We start from the raw sequence: 17,298 nt of genomic DNA, 5'->3' as shown, positions 1-17,298 counted from the left end.
CATGTTTAATAAAAAGGCCTGTTTAATATTTTTTCTATCAGCTTTTAGTATTTTTAATCTTCAAGCAGATGAAGTTATCATACCGCCAGATAATACTACAGAAGAAGGTTTCGAAAGTGTTTTTAAAAGTTACTATAGTGATCTGCCAAGTGAAACTATTTCAATACAAGATCTAAAGCTAAAACATACCTTTAATACAGCCAAAATACCCATGGCAAATGGTTCGGAAATGGTTGTTGGTTATTCAATTAAAGGTTTTAGTGGTGGCAAGGTTTCATATTTTGCCGGCTTCGATGCAAACAGAGTAAACTATAGATTGCGAGCAACAAATAGAGTCTACGGTAATCGGTCCTTAAAAAGCTTTGGGTGTTTAGGAAATTTGAGCGGCTTAAGCTTAGAGCAATATGGTTTAGGAAAACCAAATTTATCTAAGCCACTTTCTTTTGATTCTAGTTTATTGCCGGCTGGTACGATTGCTGTATTTCAAGATAAAGCAAATTTGAGGTGTGAAAACGCTAAACCAGTGGTTCATTACCCCGATGGTTTGAAGCTTGTGTTTGGACTCCCCGATGTTAATTCATCTGATTTAAAGTGGGAGCTTGAAATGATGGAAGACAAAGATGGCAATACTATCGACTTTAGAAGCCTTCCAAATGTCTACCTGAATGATGTAGAAGTTAATTTTATTAAAAATACAAATGGCGATTTAAAAGAAATAACTGTAAACGAAGGGAATAAAAGCTATACAACAGACTTTGTTTACAATAACAAAAAAGAACTTAGCAGCGTAGTTGATCCTGAAAACAGAGTTACAAAATTTGAGCATACAGGTGCCTTTACTGGAGCACACACCTCAATTAAAAAAATTACTTTTCCTTCAGGTTTAGCTGTTGAGTATACATACCAAGGTTACTTAGAAGGGAACCGTAATAGCCTTACTGTTACAGGAAAAACAATCTCAGGCCCAGATATAGAGACACGTCGCTTTTTTTATAGCTTAACTAAACCTGAACTTAATTACCCTGGGTTATCTGGACATCGATCAGTTGCGCACGAATATAATGTACAGGGAGACAAAGGCTTTACTTACGTTAATTATTTACATGGAATGGACTATTTAGCCTCTGTTTATAAAAAGGAGGTATATTTAGGGCCTATTTCAACAGGCTTCGTTTTACGTGCTCGTTGGGAAGAAGGCGAACTATTGGCTAAAAATGAGGTTCAGTGGGAAAAATATAAGGCATCTAATCTAGGTTGTATCAAACAACTTAACTCACCTTATTACGCAACTGTTGGCTTATGCTCGCAAGTAAGAAAATTAAAGGAGTATCAGTCCTATAAAATGAACAATGGATTTGATACTTATTCCACTTATTATTTAGCTTACAATAGCTATGGTGCTGTAACAAAAATAAAAAATATATTTTCAAATAACCATACATTACCAACTAGAAGAATTGATGAACTTTCTTTTTCAGGAAGTAATAAGTTTACGAAGTTTACCTATCAACACAATAAGGATGCTTGGCTTTTAAACAACAGAAATAAAACAGAAGTATCCACGCAGGATAGCAATTATATAACAACAAATGAATTCACTTTAGATAGTACAAATTTAAATGTAATAAGGGAATATAGTTTTGGCCTGCTACAAAAAAGTTATAGTTACTTTTCAACGGGTAATAGCCGTGGCGCAATAGAGAGTATTACGCTAAATGCAAAGCGCTTAACATCTAATAGCAATCGGAAAACACAATTCAGTAGTGACTACAGGGGAGGAAAACCATATAAAACAACTTTATTTAACCCTCAAAGCGAAGCACTAATTTATACAATACAAGATTCAAATATTTTTGGAAAGGTAACAGAGTCTACAGATGCTAATGGCGTAAAAACACGCTATAAATATGATTCTTTAGGGCGTTTATTAGCCGTTGATTTAGAAAACGATACTAACCATGGATATACGTGGTTAGATACTCGTTCCAGTTATGATGATGAACAGAATACACTTACAGCCGAAAAGTGTACTTTAGATTTAACATTATCGTATTGTATTAATGGCGTTAAGTTTAGGGTTACAGAATATTATGATAGTTTAATGAGGATTAAACTTATAAAACTTGAAGATTTACAAAACAGTACAGATGAAAATAGTGTTAGATACCAACGTTACACATATGATCGTTTTGGTAATACATTATTTATATCAAACTTCAGTAGTTCTCAACTTGAAACAATCGGTACAACAAATTCATACGATATTTTTGGTCGTATTAAAACGGAGGCAAAGAGTGGGTTAGGTGAGAAAAAATACAGTTACTTAACTAGTAATAAAGTTAAGTATACAGATGCAAAAAACAACCAGACAACCACTACTTACCAATCCTTCAGTTCCCCAAAATATGAGCGCATACTAAAAATTGAATCGCCAGAAGATGTAACGACAATATTAAATATTGGTGTTGTAGGACTAACGCATGCTATTACACAAACAGGCCCTAATCAGTATGGTAATTCGATAAGTGTTACAGAGCGTCGCTATTATAATAGTAATAGGCAATTATGTTTAACAACTCGTCCTGATGTAGGTAATACACTTTATAAGTATAATGCTTTAGGTGAGTTAGTTTGGAGTAAAGCAGGAGTTGGCAATACACAGTGTATCAATTCAGCACCAAGTCAGAGTACATCTTATACTTATGATAATTTGGGTGGCCTCAAGCTAGTTGACTATCCAGATACCTCTGGCGATGTGAGCTATGAACGTGATAATAACGGTAACGTTAAAACCTTAACTGCAGGTAATGTAATTCATCGTTATGAGTACAACAACCAAAATCTCCTCGAAGAAGAGCAGCTATTTGTGGGTAATGAACTACCTCTAATGCTTAATTATAAATACAATGCTTTGCAACAGCGTGAACAGTTAAGTTACCCAGATGGGACTATTGTAAACTTCAAACCCAATGGCTTTGGTGAATCAACAGAAGCACAAGTTTATAAAAGTGGAAATGTTGATTTAAGTTTTGCAAAAAGTGCAAGCTACTATGCTAATGGTACACTGAGTTCGTTTACGTATGGTAATGGTGTTAAGCATCAAACAACACTATATGCAGATAGCCAACTACCAAAACAGCTTAAAGACACAGGCCCAGCTGGCAGTATTATACCTAGTACTGTTATGGCTTTAACCTATGATTACGACAATAATGCAAATGTAACGTCGATTATTAATAGCCAAAACAGCGCCTATAGTTTAACTAATTTACAGTATGACGACCTTGACCGCTTAACCAGTACTACAGGTAACTCTGGTATAGGCTCGAGTGAAATGCGTTACGACGGGTTCGGCAACATTACGTACTATAAAAATAAGGGTAAAACACTCAATTACACCTACGACTACGCTAAAAATCGTTTATCTAAAGTAACCGGTGTTAGTGGGCGGTATGGCTTAATTGATTATGATGACCGCGGAAATATAGAACATAATGGCGCATATAGTTTAGCTTTTAATGCGGCAAATCAACTTACCACTGCAAAAGGTAATAGTTATTTATACGATGGTCATAACCGCCGCGTAAAACAGACAGATGCTAACGGTATAAGTTATTCAATGTATAGCCAAGATGGTACACTGCTTTACAGAGAAAAAGGCGACAAAATATCAGGCAGCGGCACTAACTATATTTACTTAGGTAAAAAGCTCATTGCTAAATATGGTGATGTAACACCGCAAACACTGAATGAAAGTCGACAGCATGCTCGTCCATTTGGCGAATCGATAGAGGCCCCCAAAGATGATGTAGGGTACACAGGGCATAAATTCGACACCGATTTAGGGTTGAGTTATATGCAGGCACGATACTATGATCCAGTCATAGGTCGGTTCTACTCAAATGATCCTGTTGATGCCGTTTCCCACCTGAGCAATGAGGAAGGTATAAAAGGGTTTAATAGATACTCGTATGCAGTCAATAACCCATATAAGTATACTGACCCAGATGGTAAAACCATACTAAATCCTGCAACAGGAGCAGGAGCTGGTTGCGCTTTGACGGGGCCAGCTTGTCCTGTAGGAGCTGTAGTAGGTGGTTTGGTCGGAACAGTTGCGCTTATTCTAACAGTTGATTTAGCGATTGATGCATTTGATGAAATGGAGGATAACCAAGAATCTGAAGATGAAGAAAAAAATAAGAATAACCAATTCGCTAAGCGAAATAAAAAAGAAAAAAACAAAGACAATCACAATAAAAGAAAAACTCAAAGAGGCAGGAAAAACGTAAGAGGTGATGATCCTGAAAAAACTAAAGCGGAAGAAAAAGCCGATGGTGACAGGGGAAGCCGAGATTCTGAAAATAGGATTAAGAACAAAAAAGATGGTGATAGTTAATGTTCTTTCTTTGCTTGTTTAGAAAAAGTGCTTTTTTGAGAAATATTAAAACAATGTACTTGTGTTTTATTATAGTTATTAGAGCCAGCAGTGAAGGCGCCAGAGGGATTACTATGTTAAGACATGTTAGGTAAGGATTTGTTATGGGAAAGATTAGGCTGCTGTCACCACAAGAAATTAGAGATTTATCAAGTAATCTTTATGAAAATTTGGGGACTGTAATTGAACACTGTTCAGCTAATGATTTAAAAATAAGGCTCGCTGCGTTAGAAAAGCTAGCCGATGATTTTCCACCATCTACATTTATTTCTAAGTATTACCCTAGAAATGAAGTTTTTGAATTATTTCGTAACGCTATTAAATCAGATGTTAATGAAGAAGTTTGTGAAGCTTTGTCAGCAGTTACTGAAATTGACAATGCTTTTGCAAGAGACCTGTGCATCCAAAATATCTACCATCACGACCTAGATATTAGGGAAGAAGCTGTATGTTGCTTGGGATATGTCGCTACTGAAAATGACTCAAAGACCTTGAGTAGCTTTATGGAAAACGAAAGCTGTGATCTCATTAAGGTCGCTGCTTTTAACTCGCTTTTGAGATTAGGACATGATGAACTACTGCTTTTAGATAGAATTGATCCATCCCAGTTAAGCATTGAAGCTTGCGTAAGCGTTCTTGAAAATTTATGTACCTTAACTGACCGTTATGACTTGTCGAAAGCCTTTCAATCAATATCCAGTCGCATTGCAAACTTGGGCTGCAAAGAAATAAACGATGAACTTTATGATTTGAAGTACCGCATCGATAAAGAAGTAGTTCTCAATGAAATTGAGACGATTTTTTCTAGCGATAAAGTAGACTGGAAGAGAGTCATCGAATTGATGAAAAATTCTGATTGTGATATTCGATTTAGAGCGTTATCAGGCATTGGTTCAGGATCAAAGCCTTTTAAGAAAACCATGCCCCAAAAGCCTCCTCAACAAGTGTTTGATAAAGTTGTAGCGCTTGCAGGTGATGAAGATGAAGAAGTTAGAGCTGAAGCTATAAGTGTATTAGGCGACTGGGAGTATATTAAGTCAATTGACTTAATTTCCAAGCACTTACACGATGACTCTGAACTGGTTAGGCTGGATGCGATTTATGCTCTTGGGGAGATTCAAGGACACGATGCTCTAGAAAAACTTGAACAATTAAGCATGGAACAATGCTCTGAAGTAGAAAAAGTTCGATTGTATCAGTCGTTAATCAGATGTGGTCGCAGAGAACTTCTTGAAAAGTGGTTGTACTTTTTAAAAAGTAACGATGCATTAGTTAGAGCAAATGTAGCCGGAGGAACATGGAGTGTTTGTAACTCAGATTCTAATGCAGTAATAAACTCCGCATTAGAGGTTGCTAGGAATAAGGAAACACATATTTTTGTTTTAAATGAAATTGATGACGCTCTAGATTGGTTAAGGTCAAAGGAAACTTTGTAGAGTTAATTTGAATCCAAAGCCTCGCCCTGTGCTTACTTGAAGGTTTGCACTCGCGGGGCTTTTTGTTGTTTTCAATTCAAAAGAAAGGGGATTTATTTTTTAGAAGTAAAAATAGGGTCAGGTCTTTCTTCTTGCCTTTTGCCTGTCAACTATCTGGGCTTTACTAGTTATTACTTCTGGGATGTCTTTATTGTTCTTAAAAAGGGAAGTGTTCATGCCTTAGCTTTTGCAGTGAGTGGCCTTTGTAGTTATGCTTTTTGGCATTTATGGGCTGTATCTAAGAGAAAAGTTAATCAAATAACTACTTTAGCCATACTCAATTTATTAATAGGTGGGAATATTGCAGGCTGCGTAATAATGTTTTTTATTCGCCAATCTGCAGTTAAAGAAAGAGCTTTAATAAACAAAGAAAAGCTTTAAATACTGGTTTTTTATCTCAACCTCAATTAACGTCATTTGGTTAATTGCCTGTTTAAGTTTAAATAATTTAAAGGAATAAAATGAAATTTATACTCTGCATTATGATATGGGTTGCAAGCTCATTATTGGCATACGCTCAGCCTATAGAAACAGTCACAGCACAAAATGAGCAAAGTGAAAAAATTATGCTATTAACTAAAAAGGTCAATGAGTTAGAAAGTAAGTTATCGAGCTTGTCTTACGACACAGAAAAGTTAGAAGAGGAATTTAATCGTAGTGCATTGGCTGTATTCTTTTTTGCTTTTTTCAGTGCTTGGTGGGCTAAATCTACAGGTCGAAGTGCTTTACTTTGGTTTGTTCTTGGCATTTTCTTTAATTTTATTACCGCTATTGTAATCGTTTGTAAAACCGAACGAGGCATAAAAAAATAGCTATAGCTTAATCCCTCAGCTAATCAAGATATTTTAGGATGACTGCTTAGTTCTTTTAGTAAACTAAAAAGGCAATTTTATGAAAACGATTGGCATGCTTGGTGGTATGAGTTGGGAGTCAACCACTAGTTATTACAAAGCGTTAAACTTGGGTGTAAAAAATGCGTTGGGCGGGCTACATAGTGCCAAAGTTTTTATGATGAGTGTTGATTTTGCCGAAATTGAAATGCTGCAGCATCAAGGTGATTGGCAACAAACAGCTAAGTTACTTACCGAGGCGGCTAAATCGGTAGAGGCTGGTGGGGCTGATTTTTTACTTATTTGCACAAACACCATGCACAAAGTGGCTGACCATATCGCCAGTAATATTAGTATTCCTATTTTACATATCGCTGACGCAACCGCAGATCAGTTAAAACACGATAAAATAACGCGAGTAGGGTTGCTGGGCACGCAATTTACAATGGAGCAAAACTTTTACAAAGGGCGGTTAACCGATAGGCATAACATTGAAGTGTTAATACCCGAGCCTAATGAGCGAGCGCGTGTTCACGACATAATTTACAATCAGTTATGCCAAGGTATTATTAATGATGAAGCCCGAGCTGAGTTTATAAATATTATTGAGCGTATGTTTGAAAAAGGTGCACAGGCTATTGTTTTAGGCTGTACTGAAATTGCCTTATTGGTAGAGCCGCAACATACAACGGTGCCCCTTTACGATACCACCCAAATTCATGCACAGGCCGCGGTTAAATTAGCACTAACTAAATAACTGACATTTAGTTTATACATAAAACCGCCATAGGGCGGTTTTTATGTTTAGCGACTTACCAAAGCTTATTAAAGCCACTTACCGATAAAAATTTCAATAAACCAATTCTAAGTGGTAGGCTAAAAAAGTAGCAAGTATTCAAACCGTTCTCGCGCAACAAGGCATTCCTTTAAAGCGCTTTGCCAAGGAGTTAAATATGATCACGCTTACCGTTAATGGTAATAAACATGAGTTTACAGGCGATCCGTCAACGCCGGTGCTTTGGTATCTTCGAGATGAATTAAATTTAACAGGGCCTAAATTTGGCTGTGGTATGGCGCAGTGTGGTGCGTGCACCATACACATTGATGGCGTAGCGCAGCGCTCGTGCATATTACCTGTATCGGCTGTGGCAGGGCGTGCTATTACCTCTATTGAAGGGCTAAGCGAGCAAGGTGACCACCCCGTGCAAAAAGCCTGGGTTGAGCATAAAGTGCCGCAGTGTGGGTTTTGTCAGTGCGGGCAAATAATGCAAGCGGCAAGCTTATTAGCCGCTAACCCCAACCCCACTGATGATGAAATAGTGAGTAATATGTCGGGCAATATTTGCCGTTGTGGCACGTATCCGCGTATTCATAAAGCAATTAAGTCGGCGGCTAAAACCATTGCGGGCGTTGAATATTTTGACCCTAATGAACAAGGGGAAGAGGTATGAAAAACGACAATACGTACTTTGACCTAAACCGTCGCCAATTTTTAAAAACCAGCGCAATAGGCGCATTAGTATTAGGCACTTATTTTGTAGGCAGTGCACCAAAAGCGTTTGCAGGCGTGTTAGAGCAGCCCTCTGAGCAAGCAAAACGTGCCAACTTATTTATAGCACTGCGCCCCGATGGCATGGTTGAAATAACCTGTCACCGCTCTGAAATGGGCCAACAAATTCGTACCGCTATTGCCCAAATTGTGGCAGACGAAATGGAAGCCTCGTGGGACAAAGTAGTGGTTATTCAAGGTAAGGGCGACCCTAAATATGGGGATCAAAATACCGATGGTTCGCGCAGTATTCGATACAACATGCAGCGCTTGCGCGAAATGGGCGCAAGCGTACGTTATATGATGCAGCACGCAGCCGCTAAGTATTGGAAGGTTGACCCACAAACCTGTACAGCTAATCAGCACGTGGTTACCCACAGCTCGGGTAAAACGCTTGCCTATAAAGATTTAATAGACCTAGCGCTTGGTATTACACCGCCAGAGCCTGATAAGCTAACACTTAAAACACGTAAAGAATGGCGTTATATAAATACCGGTATGGCGCACATAGATTTAACCGATTTAGTAACCGGTAAAGCCACATTTGCTGCCGATGTACGCGAACCAAAAGCGCTGGTGGCTATTATTGAGCGTCCGCCGGTAGTAGGTGGTGTGGTTAAATCGTTTGATGCCAGCGCCGCTAAAGCAATTAATGGCGTAGTTGATGTTATTGAAATGCCTGCACCAAAAGGTGCACCGCAATTTCAGCCAAAAGGCGGCATTGCTATTGTTGCTAAAAATACCTGGGCTGCATGGCAGGCGCGTAAAGCACTAAAAGTGGTGTGGGATGATGGTAAAAACGGCGATTATAATTCAGAAAGCTTTAAAAAGTCGTTACTGCAAACAGTGAATGAGCCGCAAGCGCATGTGCGCGAAAAAGGCGATACCACCAGCGTATTGGCTAAATCGAGCAATAAATTAGTTGCCGACTATTACGCGCCGCACTTAACTCAAGCACCTATGGAGCCACCTTGCGCCACGGCAATGTACAATAAAGACAGTGTAGATATTTGGGCTGCAACGCAAAACCCGCAAGCCGATATGAAAACTGTGGCCGCACTACTGGGTATGGATGAGAGTAAAATTAACGTGCATGTCACCATGTTAGGTGGCGGATTTGGGCGTAAATCAAAACCTGATTTTTCAGCAGAGGCCGCCTACATTTCAATGAAAACTGGTAAACCTATTCGCGTTCAATGGACTCGAGAGGATGATATTCAACACAGTTTTTATCATGCGGTATCGGCTCAACATATTGAAGCGTCACTCAATGAAAAAGGTAATATTGAGGCTTACTTGCATCGCACGGCGTTTTCGCCAATTATGTCTACCTTTCAAGAAGGGGCATCTGCACCTGGTGGCTTTGAGCTAGACCTAGGTTTTACTGATAATCCAATTTTAGCACCCAATATGAAACTGGAACGAGGTGAAGCACCAGCAAAAGCCCGAATAGGCTGGATGCGCTCGGTCACAAATATTTTTCATGCGTTTGCCGTGCAGTCATTTATAAATGAGGCTGCCCACAAGACGGGTAAAGACTCAAAAGATTATTTATTGGAAACCATTGGGCCAGCGCGTACTATCGATTTTGCAAACCAGAACGCAAACTATAATAACTACGGTGGCGATAAAGCGGTTTATCCACTTGAAACAAGCCGTTTGCGTCATGTTATTGAAAAAGCAGCGAGTATGGCAAATTGGGGGAGAACACTTCCAAAAGGGCGCGGGTTAGGCATTGCAGCGCACCGCAGCTTTTTAACCTATGTGGCTACTGTGGTAGAAGTAGAAGTATCGGATGCTGGCGATTTAAACGTGATTAAATCGTGGGTAGCTATTGATGCGGGTACGGTTGTAAACACCGATACCGTTAAAAACCAAACGCAAGGTGGTTCTATTTATGGTATTACCACTGCAATTAGCGATGGTATTACCTTTGATAAAGGCCGAGTACAGCAAAGTAACTTTCATGATTACCGCGTGCCGCGTATGAGCGATTCACCTTTAGAGGTAGAAGTAGAAATAATACAAAGCGATGCACCACCTGCAGGTGTAGGCGAGCCCGCAACACCGGTTTATGCCCCTGCATTGTGTAACGCTATTTTTGCTGCCTGTGGTAAACGCATTAGGCAACTGCCTATAGGTAACCAATTAAAAGCGTAAATAACGTCCTTTTTTAGCCGTTAAACAAAAAAACCGCCAAATGGCGGTTTTTTTAGAAGTTAGCGATTAGTGAGTTTTTTCAAACTCATCTACTTCACGCTCTGCTTCTTCTTTAGATTTACCGTACTGCTGCTGAATTTTACCCACTAGCTCCTTACGGCTACCTTCAATTTTGTCTAAATCGTCGTCAGTAAGATCGCCCCATTTTTGTTGCGCCTTACCTTTAAGTTCGTTCCAATTACCTTTCATACGATCGCTGTTCATAAGTTTCTCCTTACTTAGATTTAATTAACGTTCACTATAAAAGGAGCAAGGCGTGTACCAATAAGTTAAATTTAAATTTTGTATTTATAATCATAGTGTTATGTTTTTGTTCGGGCAGTAGTAATTAATATAGCGCGCATGTCCTTAAAAAATGTACAGAGCGGTCTGTAATTATTTCTGATTATGATGCCCTTTATAGCCACACAGCTTTAGCGGCGCGTTTATTTTTGGTTTTTGTTACAATGCATACAAAGCAATTTTGGGTAAATAGCAGTGCTGCCGGTTCAAAACATATATCAACAACTTCTAACTACATTACAAAGTAACCCTATAACGTTATTACAAGCACCGCCTGGTGCAGGTAAATCAACCTGGTTGCCGCTACAGCTTATGCGCGACGGCCATTTTAAACGTATTGTAATGCTGGAGCCGCGCCGCTTAGCAGCACGTAATATTGCCAATTACTTAGCACAGTGCCAAAACGAAAAAGTGGGCCAGAGTGTTGGTTTGCGAGTACGCGGTGAAAGCAAAGTAAGCAGTAATACGCGCCTTGAAATAGTCACCGAGGGTATGCTTACCCGCATGCTACAAAACGACCCTGAATTAAGTGATATAGATTTACTGATATTTGATGAATTTCATGAGCGCTCAATTGCAGCCGACACTTCACTGGCCTTTGCTTTAGAGACCCAAAGTGCACTGCGTGACGATTTAACCATATTACTTATGTCGGCCACCCTTGATACCGAGCGCTATACACAATTTTTTGATTGCCCAGTTATACAATCAAGCGGGCGAAGCTACCCCATAGACGAAGTATATATACCCATAAAAGATGAAAGTCGCTGGCTTGATACTATTCCCTCTTTAATAAAACAAGCACTAAGCGAGCAAAGCGGCAGTGCGCTGGTGTTTTTGCCTGGGCAATTTGAAATATTACGCGTACAACAGGCCCTTAATGATTTGCCAAGTAATTGCCTAGTTGTCACGTTATTTGGCGAGCAAGATAAAGACAATCAGCAAGCGGCGATTGCTCCTGCGCCTGAGGGTATGCGCAAAATAGTGCTTACCACCAATGTAGCCGAAACCAGCTTAACCATTGAAGGCATTCGCATTGTTATTGATAGCGGTAAACGCCGCGCAGCGAGCTATAACTTAAGAACAGGTGTAACAGAGCTTACAACACAAAGTATATCGCGCTCCTCTGCCGTGCAGCGTGCAGGGCGTGCAGGGCGAATAGAACCCGGTGTTGTTTACAGGCTTGGCTCAAAGCAAACCTTTGAGCGACGTAATAGTCACGATAGCCCCGAAATACTCACCTCAGACATAAGCCAACTTATGCTTGAAGCAAAACAGTGGGGCGCAAATATTAGCGAACTCACCTTGCTTGATACGCCAACAGCGCAGCAATGCACACAAGCAATGAGCTTACTAACTATGCTTGAAGCCATCGACGGCAAAGGCAAGCTAACCAAGTTGGGCAGCAACATGCTGGGTTTTGGGGCGGATATTCGCTTAGCGCATATGCTTTTAAAAGCGCAGGCGCTTGAGATAGAACTCCCTGGTATTTACCGTTTAGCACTTTATTTAGTGGCGCTGCTTGAGAGCCGAATAAACACCGCCAACGAGCTAAGCTTGGCGCTACATAGCCAACAGCAAAGGCCACACCCAGTATTTAAACAGCAGTTAAAATACTGGCAAAGCCGTTTAAAAGTAACCGACAGTAACAGTGAGCTAAACACCGAGTATTTAGGTTTGCTGGTGGCATTAGCTTACCCCGATCGCATTGCAAAAAAACGCGGTAATGGCTACTTACTTGCCAATGGTGCGGGCGCTGATTTAAACACCGATTACTGGCATAACGATGACTACCTTGCTATTGCAAGCATGGGCGGCCATAAAGGCACGCGTATTTTTGCAGCCACCGCACTTAGCCCATTTGAGCTAAAAGATTACTTACCGCATTTGTTTACTACGCTTGCCCGCTGTGAGTTTGATGAAAAAACCGCGCGCTTTATCCATCAAGACGAAGTAAAGCTCGGCGCCATTACGCTTACAAGCCAACCAAGTAAGCAAAAGCTTGATAAAACCGAGCGCGCCAAAGCGTGGCTTAATTTATTTACTAAACACGGCTTTGCATTATTTAATGAACAACCCGATGCGCAGCAATTATTAATACGCATGAGTTTAGCTAGTCAGTTTATGCCAGATACGTTCCCGGCAATAAGCGAGCAGCAACTTATCGAAACAGCTGATGATTGGTTAGGCGTATATTTACAGGATATAAAAACGCTGGAGCAGCTTAAAAAGTTTAACTACTTTGAAGCACTGCAAAATTGTTTTGACTGGACACAGCAAACAGCCCTAAAAACGCTGTTACCGCTTAGGTTAACGGTACCGAGTGGCTCAAATATAAAAATTAATTACCAGCTAGATGGCCCCGCAAAACTTAGCGTGCGCATGCAAGAAGTGTATGGCTTAACAAGTACGCCAATGCTTGCAAATGGCAAGCTGCCACTGCTTATGGAATTACTCTCACCAGGTAAGCGTTCTTTACAACTTACGCAAGATCTTGCGCACTTTTGGGCTAGTAGTTATCGCGATGTACAAAAAGAAATGAAAGGACGTTACCCCAAGCATTTTTGGCCCGACGATCCAGCCAACAGCGTGGCAACCAATAGAGTAAAAAGCAAAATGTAGGTTTATTAACTTAAAAGTATTTGTTTTATTTTTGAGCATATGAATATAGTGTACCTATAAATAAATCAATACTTTTAACTACAAGGAAGAAGTGATGAAGCGACTATTTACATTTGGTTTGCTATTAGTGAGTACCTTTTTGGTTGATGCTGAAGAGGCACTGGACTTAAACAAATTTGCACAGCATTACTACAGCGCCATGACCGCAACGCAAGCGCCTAACGCAAGTGAAAAAGAGCTTGAAGCCTACCTTAGCTTATTAACGGACGATGTTGGCAGTCAGCACATACCGTATCAAGTAGATGACTCTCGCACTGCCGAAGGCAAAAAACTAATGCGCAAAGGCATGAGCTTTTACTTAGGCGCGCATACCCACTATGAAAGTGAGCTACTCAATACTTTTATATTTAACGATAGCGGTTTTGCGATTCGTTATAAAAACCACGCTAAAGGCATTCACCCACAAAGTAAGCAGCCAATTGAGTACACATCAGTAATGATGGAAGTAATAGAAGTTGAAAACGGTAAAGTGGCGATGATCCGTAAATATCATGAATAAAACCATGCATTTACTTTTTATTAATTAGCGCCTTTGAAAGTAGGGGTATTGATAAAAATATACTACGCTTTAATTATAAACTAGTACGTTATAGCTTTAGGTGTAGTAGATGCATGATTTAAAAATCAATATTCTTATTATTGATGACGACGAACTGCTGTTACGTGCGTTAATACGCACGCTTAACCGTTTATGCCCCAGTGCTTATGTGCACACAGTTCAAGTTGCTACTCAATTTGAACAGCAAATAAATAACAACGCCTTACCTGATATTATTTTTTGTGATTCGATGATGCAACTTCCCACGGGGAAAAACGTTTTAGAACAAGCTAAAGAGCTCTGCCCATCTGCGCTTAGGTGTTTATTAACAGGTGATATGAGTGGGAATTACCAGCTACAATTAAATAATGTAATCCATTTTCACCTAGTTAAGCCTTTTGCTCAGTCACATTTAGAGAGCGTAATAAATAGTGCTGTTGTTTTAAAAACACTTCCTATTAGCGGTGAGCATCGCATTATTTTAGGGCAACTCTCTGAGCTTCCGTTTTTAGGTGAGGTAACGCAAAACCTACTCAATGAGCTCAATAAAAGCGAGCCTAATATTTCTATTTTAGAAAAAGATGTTAGGCACGATCCTTTACTGGCTGGTAAAGTTTTACAAATTGCTAACTCGGCTTTTATGGGGTTTGATAGTAGCACCTCAAGTGTAAAAGAAGCGATTGTAAGGATTGGCTTAATAAACCTCAGAGCAATCGTGGTTTTTTCAGAGTTATCTCATCAGTTACTTAGTAAAAATAAACAAAAAGCAATTAATCACTTAATAGACAAAGGCTATAAAAAAGCAGAGTTATCGCAATCGTTAGCAAAATATATAAAGCAAGATCGCCAAACTCAATTACTCGCATGTGCTGTAGGGTTATTAAGTGTTATAGGTGAGTTAATTATAACGAGTGATCCTCATGGCGACTTAGATAACGAAGTTGTACCTAAGTTTGTGTTAAGTGCTTATTTACTGGCGCTTTGGGGGTTTGACCAAAAAATAGTCGATGCGCAATTGATTGATGAATTACCCTCACAAAAAAGCATATCATTAACCGTGATTCACATGATTGTTGAACATGTGTTTTGCAATAATGCGTTTAACTTTAATCTTGAAGAGTTTGATTTTATAGATGACTTAGCGCTATTTCCCGACATAGAGCAATGGTGGTTAAGTAATAAATAAGGATAAAACATGAAAGGCATAATTTTTAGAGGCTTAGAGGCACTGGTTATTGAAAAGTGCGGTATGGCGGCATGGGATGAGTTACTTGAAAAAAACGCCCCTGATGGCCGTGTGTATATTTCTGCACAAAGTTACCCAGATGAAGAGATAATTGGTTTAGCCCAGGATGTAGCGACAGCCCTATCGATGACTATGCCCGAAGTATTAAAAGCATTTGGTGAGTATTTGTTTGGCCACTTAAACAGAAGCCACCCAACGGTTGCGAAAGGCTTTAATAGTTTTGCAGAGTTAATAATGGGGATTGATAAGGTCATTCATGTTGAAGTCGCTAAGCTATACCATGAACCAAACCTACCAGAAATAGAGTCTAAACTGATTGAAGATGGATTTATTTTAATGCATTACCGTTCTAAAAGGCAGTTATGTATGTGCGCAGAAGGGCTTATTTATGGTGCGGCTTCGCACTACGGTATTGATGTTTCTTTAAACCATGTTGAATGTATGCACGACGGCTTTGACAAGTGCGTTATTGAAGTGAAGTATGAGGCTTTAAATGGCTGAAGACGACTATAACTACAAAAAAGCGTATTTGCGTGAAAAAGCGGCAAGAGATCAGTTAGAAGTTTTACTTGAAGATAAAACACGTAAGTTATTTTGCGCTAATCAAGAGTTAAAAGAAAAGCTGAGCATGCTAAAAAGCCAGCAGGTAACCATAATGCAAACCGATAAAATGGCAACACTCGGTACGTTATCGGCAGGCGTAGCACATGAAATAAATAACCCGCTTGCTTATGTAATGAGTAATGTAGAAAGCATTAAGTACTTTAAACCAACACTTCATTCATTAATGCAGATATCTAAGCAGTTCATAGATAAGTCTATCTCGGCTTCAGAGCTTGAAGCACAATTGGTTAAGCTCGACCAAGAAACGAATATAGATTTTATTTTAGAAGATTTAGATGAACTGCTCGGCGACACTCATGAGGGACTTCAACGTATCGCTGCCATAGTAAATAATTTGCTTAACTTTGCCAGACCGAAAAATAACTTATTGGCTATGGCTGATATTACTGAGTCATTAAATGGTGCCATTAAGTTACTCGCCAATCAGCTAAAAAGTTGTCAGGTGGAATGTGATTATGAAGAGCTGCCATTGAGTTATTGTAATTTATCGGCAATTAACCAAGTGTTTGTAAATATACTGCTAAATGCAAAATATGCGTGTGATTTAGTTGATGGCAAGCAAGGTAAAATAGTCATCAAGTTATTTTCAGACGAAAAAAATATTTATATTGAAATTGCTGATAATGGCTGTGGAATGGACGAGCAAACTAAAAGCCATATTTTTGAACCATTCTATACAACAAAACCAGTAGGGAAGGGAACGGGGATGGGAATGGCCATCGTTTATAACGTGCTAAAAGAGCATAATGGTTCAATTGAGGTAGAAAGTGAGCTTGGCGAAGGTACGCTAATGCGCTGTACTATGCCAATAACATTAATGCCGGAATCATCGTTAAACTAGGTATGTTGGCGCAGAATAAACCCAAGCACACTTAAAAAACTATATATAAGCGCTATTTATAAAATGAATTAAGCTACTTCACACCCTAGGGCCTAATAATGACATTAAGATTTTTTGTAATAATAGGTACTTTAATTTTAATGTGCTTTGTAACTAGTTTATTGGTTAGCTATCGATACTTTTTTACGTTACCAACTATAAATGAAAACATTAAAGACTACCAAAATAGAGAGCTATTGAGCCTAGAAATTGCTTTAAACAGAGAGTTTGTTTTCTTAAAAACCCTAAATTACGATTATTCGGTGTGGGATGACTCTTACGATTACATGACGAGCTTTGATAAAGACTATATTGAGTCAAATTATGTGGACGATACCTTTAAATCACTCAAAATAGATGGTGTATTTATTTACGACATGAACTTTAAACAAGTTTATGGGCATACTTTTGATTACATTCAGGAGCAATCCTTTGAGCTGCCAGAATTTGATCTAAATACTCATTTACCTAACCGTACTATCCTACCTTATAAAAAAATACGTCAGAACGCTTCGGTTTTTTAAGAACAGAGCATGG

At 39.2% G+C, this 17,298-nt stretch carries 14 protein-coding genes; 13 read left to right on the top strand and 1 reads right to left on the bottom strand.

Features of this window, described 5'->3' with window-relative positions; translation table 11 throughout:
* Nucleotide 1 precedes the first annotated feature (1 nt).
* The 7 genes from CWB65_RS02285 to CWB65_RS02255 all read left to right on the top strand — a co-directional run bounded on the left by CWB65_RS02285 (nucleotide 2) and on the right by CWB65_RS02255 (nucleotide 10,449).
* Nucleotides 2-4,396 carry an RHS repeat domain-containing protein gene (locus tag CWB65_RS02285; protein WP_138739793.1) on the top strand — a complete coding sequence of 1,465 codons (4,395 nt, stop codon included), beginning with the start codon at nucleotides 2-4 and terminating at the stop codon, nucleotides 4,394-4,396.
* Between the two features lie 143 nt (nucleotides 4,397-4,539).
* Nucleotides 4,540-5,871 (top strand): HEAT repeat domain-containing protein, encoded by a 1,332-nt coding sequence (locus tag CWB65_RS02280; protein WP_138739792.1) that lies wholly within the window; start codon nucleotides 4,540-4,542, stop codon nucleotides 5,869-5,871.
* A 36-nt stretch (nucleotides 5,872-5,907) separates the two neighbouring features.
* A complete protein-coding gene (locus tag CWB65_RS02275) occupies nucleotides 5,908-6,291 on the top strand; it encodes a hypothetical protein (RefSeq protein WP_138739791.1) in 384 nt (127 codons plus the stop codon).
* Between the two features lie 80 nt (nucleotides 6,292-6,371).
* Nucleotides 6,372-6,722: a hypothetical protein gene (locus CWB65_RS02270; protein ID WP_010557016.1), complete on the top strand. Its 351-nt coding sequence runs from the start codon at nucleotides 6,372-6,374 to the stop codon at nucleotides 6,720-6,722.
* 79 nt (nucleotides 6,723-6,801) lie between these two features.
* Nucleotides 6,802-7,497 carry an aspartate/glutamate racemase family protein gene (locus tag CWB65_RS02265; protein ID WP_138739790.1) on the top strand — a complete coding sequence of 232 codons (696 nt, stop codon included), beginning with the start codon at nucleotides 6,802-6,804 and terminating at the stop codon, nucleotides 7,495-7,497.
* Nucleotides 7,498-7,693: 196 nt separating this feature from the next.
* The gene (locus CWB65_RS02260; RefSeq protein ID WP_024034278.1) at nucleotides 7,694-8,191 is read left to right on the top strand and encodes a (2Fe-2S)-binding protein; all 498 of its coding nucleotides are present in this window, start codon (nucleotides 7,694-7,696) and stop codon (nucleotides 8,189-8,191) included.
* The gene (locus CWB65_RS02255; protein ID WP_138739789.1) at nucleotides 8,188-10,449 is read left to right on the top strand and encodes a xanthine dehydrogenase family protein molybdopterin-binding subunit; all 2,262 of its coding nucleotides are present in this window, start codon (nucleotides 8,188-8,190) and stop codon (nucleotides 10,447-10,449) included. The genes CWB65_RS02260 and CWB65_RS02255 overlap by 4 nt, the downstream gene beginning before the upstream one ends.
* A 66-nt stretch (nucleotides 10,450-10,515) precedes the next feature.
* Here CWB65_RS02255 and CWB65_RS02250 read toward each other — a convergent pair whose 3' ends face one another.
* Entirely contained in the window at nucleotides 10,516-10,713 is a 198-nt protein-coding gene (locus CWB65_RS02250; RefSeq protein ID WP_055016803.1) for a CsbD family protein, read from the bottom strand.
* Nucleotides 10,714-10,986: 273 nt separating this feature from the next.
* Here CWB65_RS02250 and hrpB point away from each other — a divergent pair, with 273 nt between their 5' ends.
* The 6 genes from hrpB to CWB65_RS20010 all read left to right on the top strand — a co-directional run bounded on the left by hrpB (nucleotide 10,987) and on the right by CWB65_RS20010 (nucleotide 17,285).
* The gene (hrpB, locus tag CWB65_RS02245) at nucleotides 10,987-13,413 is read left to right on the top strand and encodes an ATP-dependent helicase HrpB (protein ID WP_138739788.1); all 2,427 of its coding nucleotides are present in this window, start codon (nucleotides 10,987-10,989) and stop codon (nucleotides 13,411-13,413) included.
* Nucleotides 13,414-13,507: 94 nt separating this feature from the next.
* A complete protein-coding gene (locus tag CWB65_RS02240; RefSeq protein WP_008132346.1) occupies nucleotides 13,508-13,972 on the top strand; it encodes a nuclear transport factor 2-like protein in 465 nt (154 codons plus the stop codon).
* Between the two features lie 109 nt (nucleotides 13,973-14,081).
* Nucleotides 14,082-15,197, top strand: coding sequence for an HDOD domain-containing protein (locus CWB65_RS02235; protein ID WP_008132345.1), 1,116 nt, complete (start codon nucleotides 14,082-14,084; stop codon nucleotides 15,195-15,197).
* 9 nt (nucleotides 15,198-15,206) lie between these two features.
* Entirely contained in the window at nucleotides 15,207-15,758 is a 552-nt protein-coding gene (locus CWB65_RS02230; protein ID WP_138739787.1) for a heme NO-binding domain-containing protein, read from the top strand.
* Nucleotides 15,751-16,722 carry a sensor histidine kinase gene (locus CWB65_RS02225; protein ID WP_008132344.1) on the top strand — a complete coding sequence of 324 codons (972 nt, stop codon included), beginning with the start codon at nucleotides 15,751-15,753 and terminating at the stop codon, nucleotides 16,720-16,722. Before CWB65_RS02230 ends, CWB65_RS02225 begins: the two co-directional genes overlap by 8 nt.
* 98 nt (nucleotides 16,723-16,820) lie before the next feature.
* Complete coding sequence (locus CWB65_RS20010) at nucleotides 16,821-17,285, top strand: CHASE4 domain-containing protein (protein WP_249365008.1); 465 nt, start codon at nucleotides 16,821-16,823, stop codon at nucleotides 17,283-17,285.
* Nucleotides 17,286-17,298: the final 13 nt, after the last annotated feature.

The organism is Pseudoalteromonas sp. S554, from assembly GCF_005930865.1.
Classification (GTDB): Bacteria; Pseudomonadota; Gammaproteobacteria; order Enterobacterales; family Alteromonadaceae; genus Pseudoalteromonas; species Pseudoalteromonas marina.
The sequence above is the reverse complement of the archived record's forward strand: the minus strand, read 5'-3'. Positions and strand labels throughout refer to the sequence as shown.

Excerpts from the sequence above, each read along its gene's own strand:
- CWB65_RS02255 (WP_138739789.1), top strand. The coding sequence starts at position 8,188 with ATGAAAAACGACAATACGTACTTTGACCTAAACCGTCGCCAATTTTTA.
- CWB65_RS02225 (WP_008132344.1), top strand. The coding sequence starts at position 15,751 with ATGGCTGAAGACGACTATAACTACAAAAAAGCGTATTTGCGTGAAAAA.
- CWB65_RS02240 (WP_008132346.1), top strand. The coding sequence starts at position 13,508 with ATGAAGCGACTATTTACATTTGGTTTGCTATTAGTGAGTACCTTTTTG.
- CWB65_RS02285 (WP_138739793.1), top strand. The coding sequence starts at position 2 with ATGTTTAATAAAAAGGCCTGTTTAATATTTTTTCTATCAGCTTTTAGT.
- CWB65_RS02280 (WP_138739792.1), top strand. The coding sequence starts at position 4,540 with ATGGGAAAGATTAGGCTGCTGTCACCACAAGAAATTAGAGATTTATCA.
- CWB65_RS02270 (WP_010557016.1), top strand. The coding sequence starts at position 6,372 with ATGAAATTTATACTCTGCATTATGATATGGGTTGCAAGCTCATTATTG.
- CWB65_RS20010 (WP_249365008.1), top strand. The coding sequence starts at position 16,821 with ATGACATTAAGATTTTTTGTAATAATAGGTACTTTAATTTTAATGTGC.
- CWB65_RS02230 (WP_138739787.1), top strand. The coding sequence starts at position 15,207 with ATGAAAGGCATAATTTTTAGAGGCTTAGAGGCACTGGTTATTGAAAAG.
- CWB65_RS02250 (WP_055016803.1), bottom strand. The coding sequence starts at position 10,713 with ATGAACAGCGATCGTATGAAAGGTAATTGGAACGAACTTAAAGGTAAG.
- CWB65_RS02265 (WP_138739790.1), top strand. The coding sequence starts at position 6,802 with ATGAAAACGATTGGCATGCTTGGTGGTATGAGTTGGGAGTCAACCACT.
- CWB65_RS02260 (WP_024034278.1), top strand. The coding sequence starts at position 7,694 with ATGATCACGCTTACCGTTAATGGTAATAAACATGAGTTTACAGGCGAT.
- CWB65_RS02235 (WP_008132345.1), top strand. The coding sequence starts at position 14,082 with ATGCATGATTTAAAAATCAATATTCTTATTATTGATGACGACGAACTG.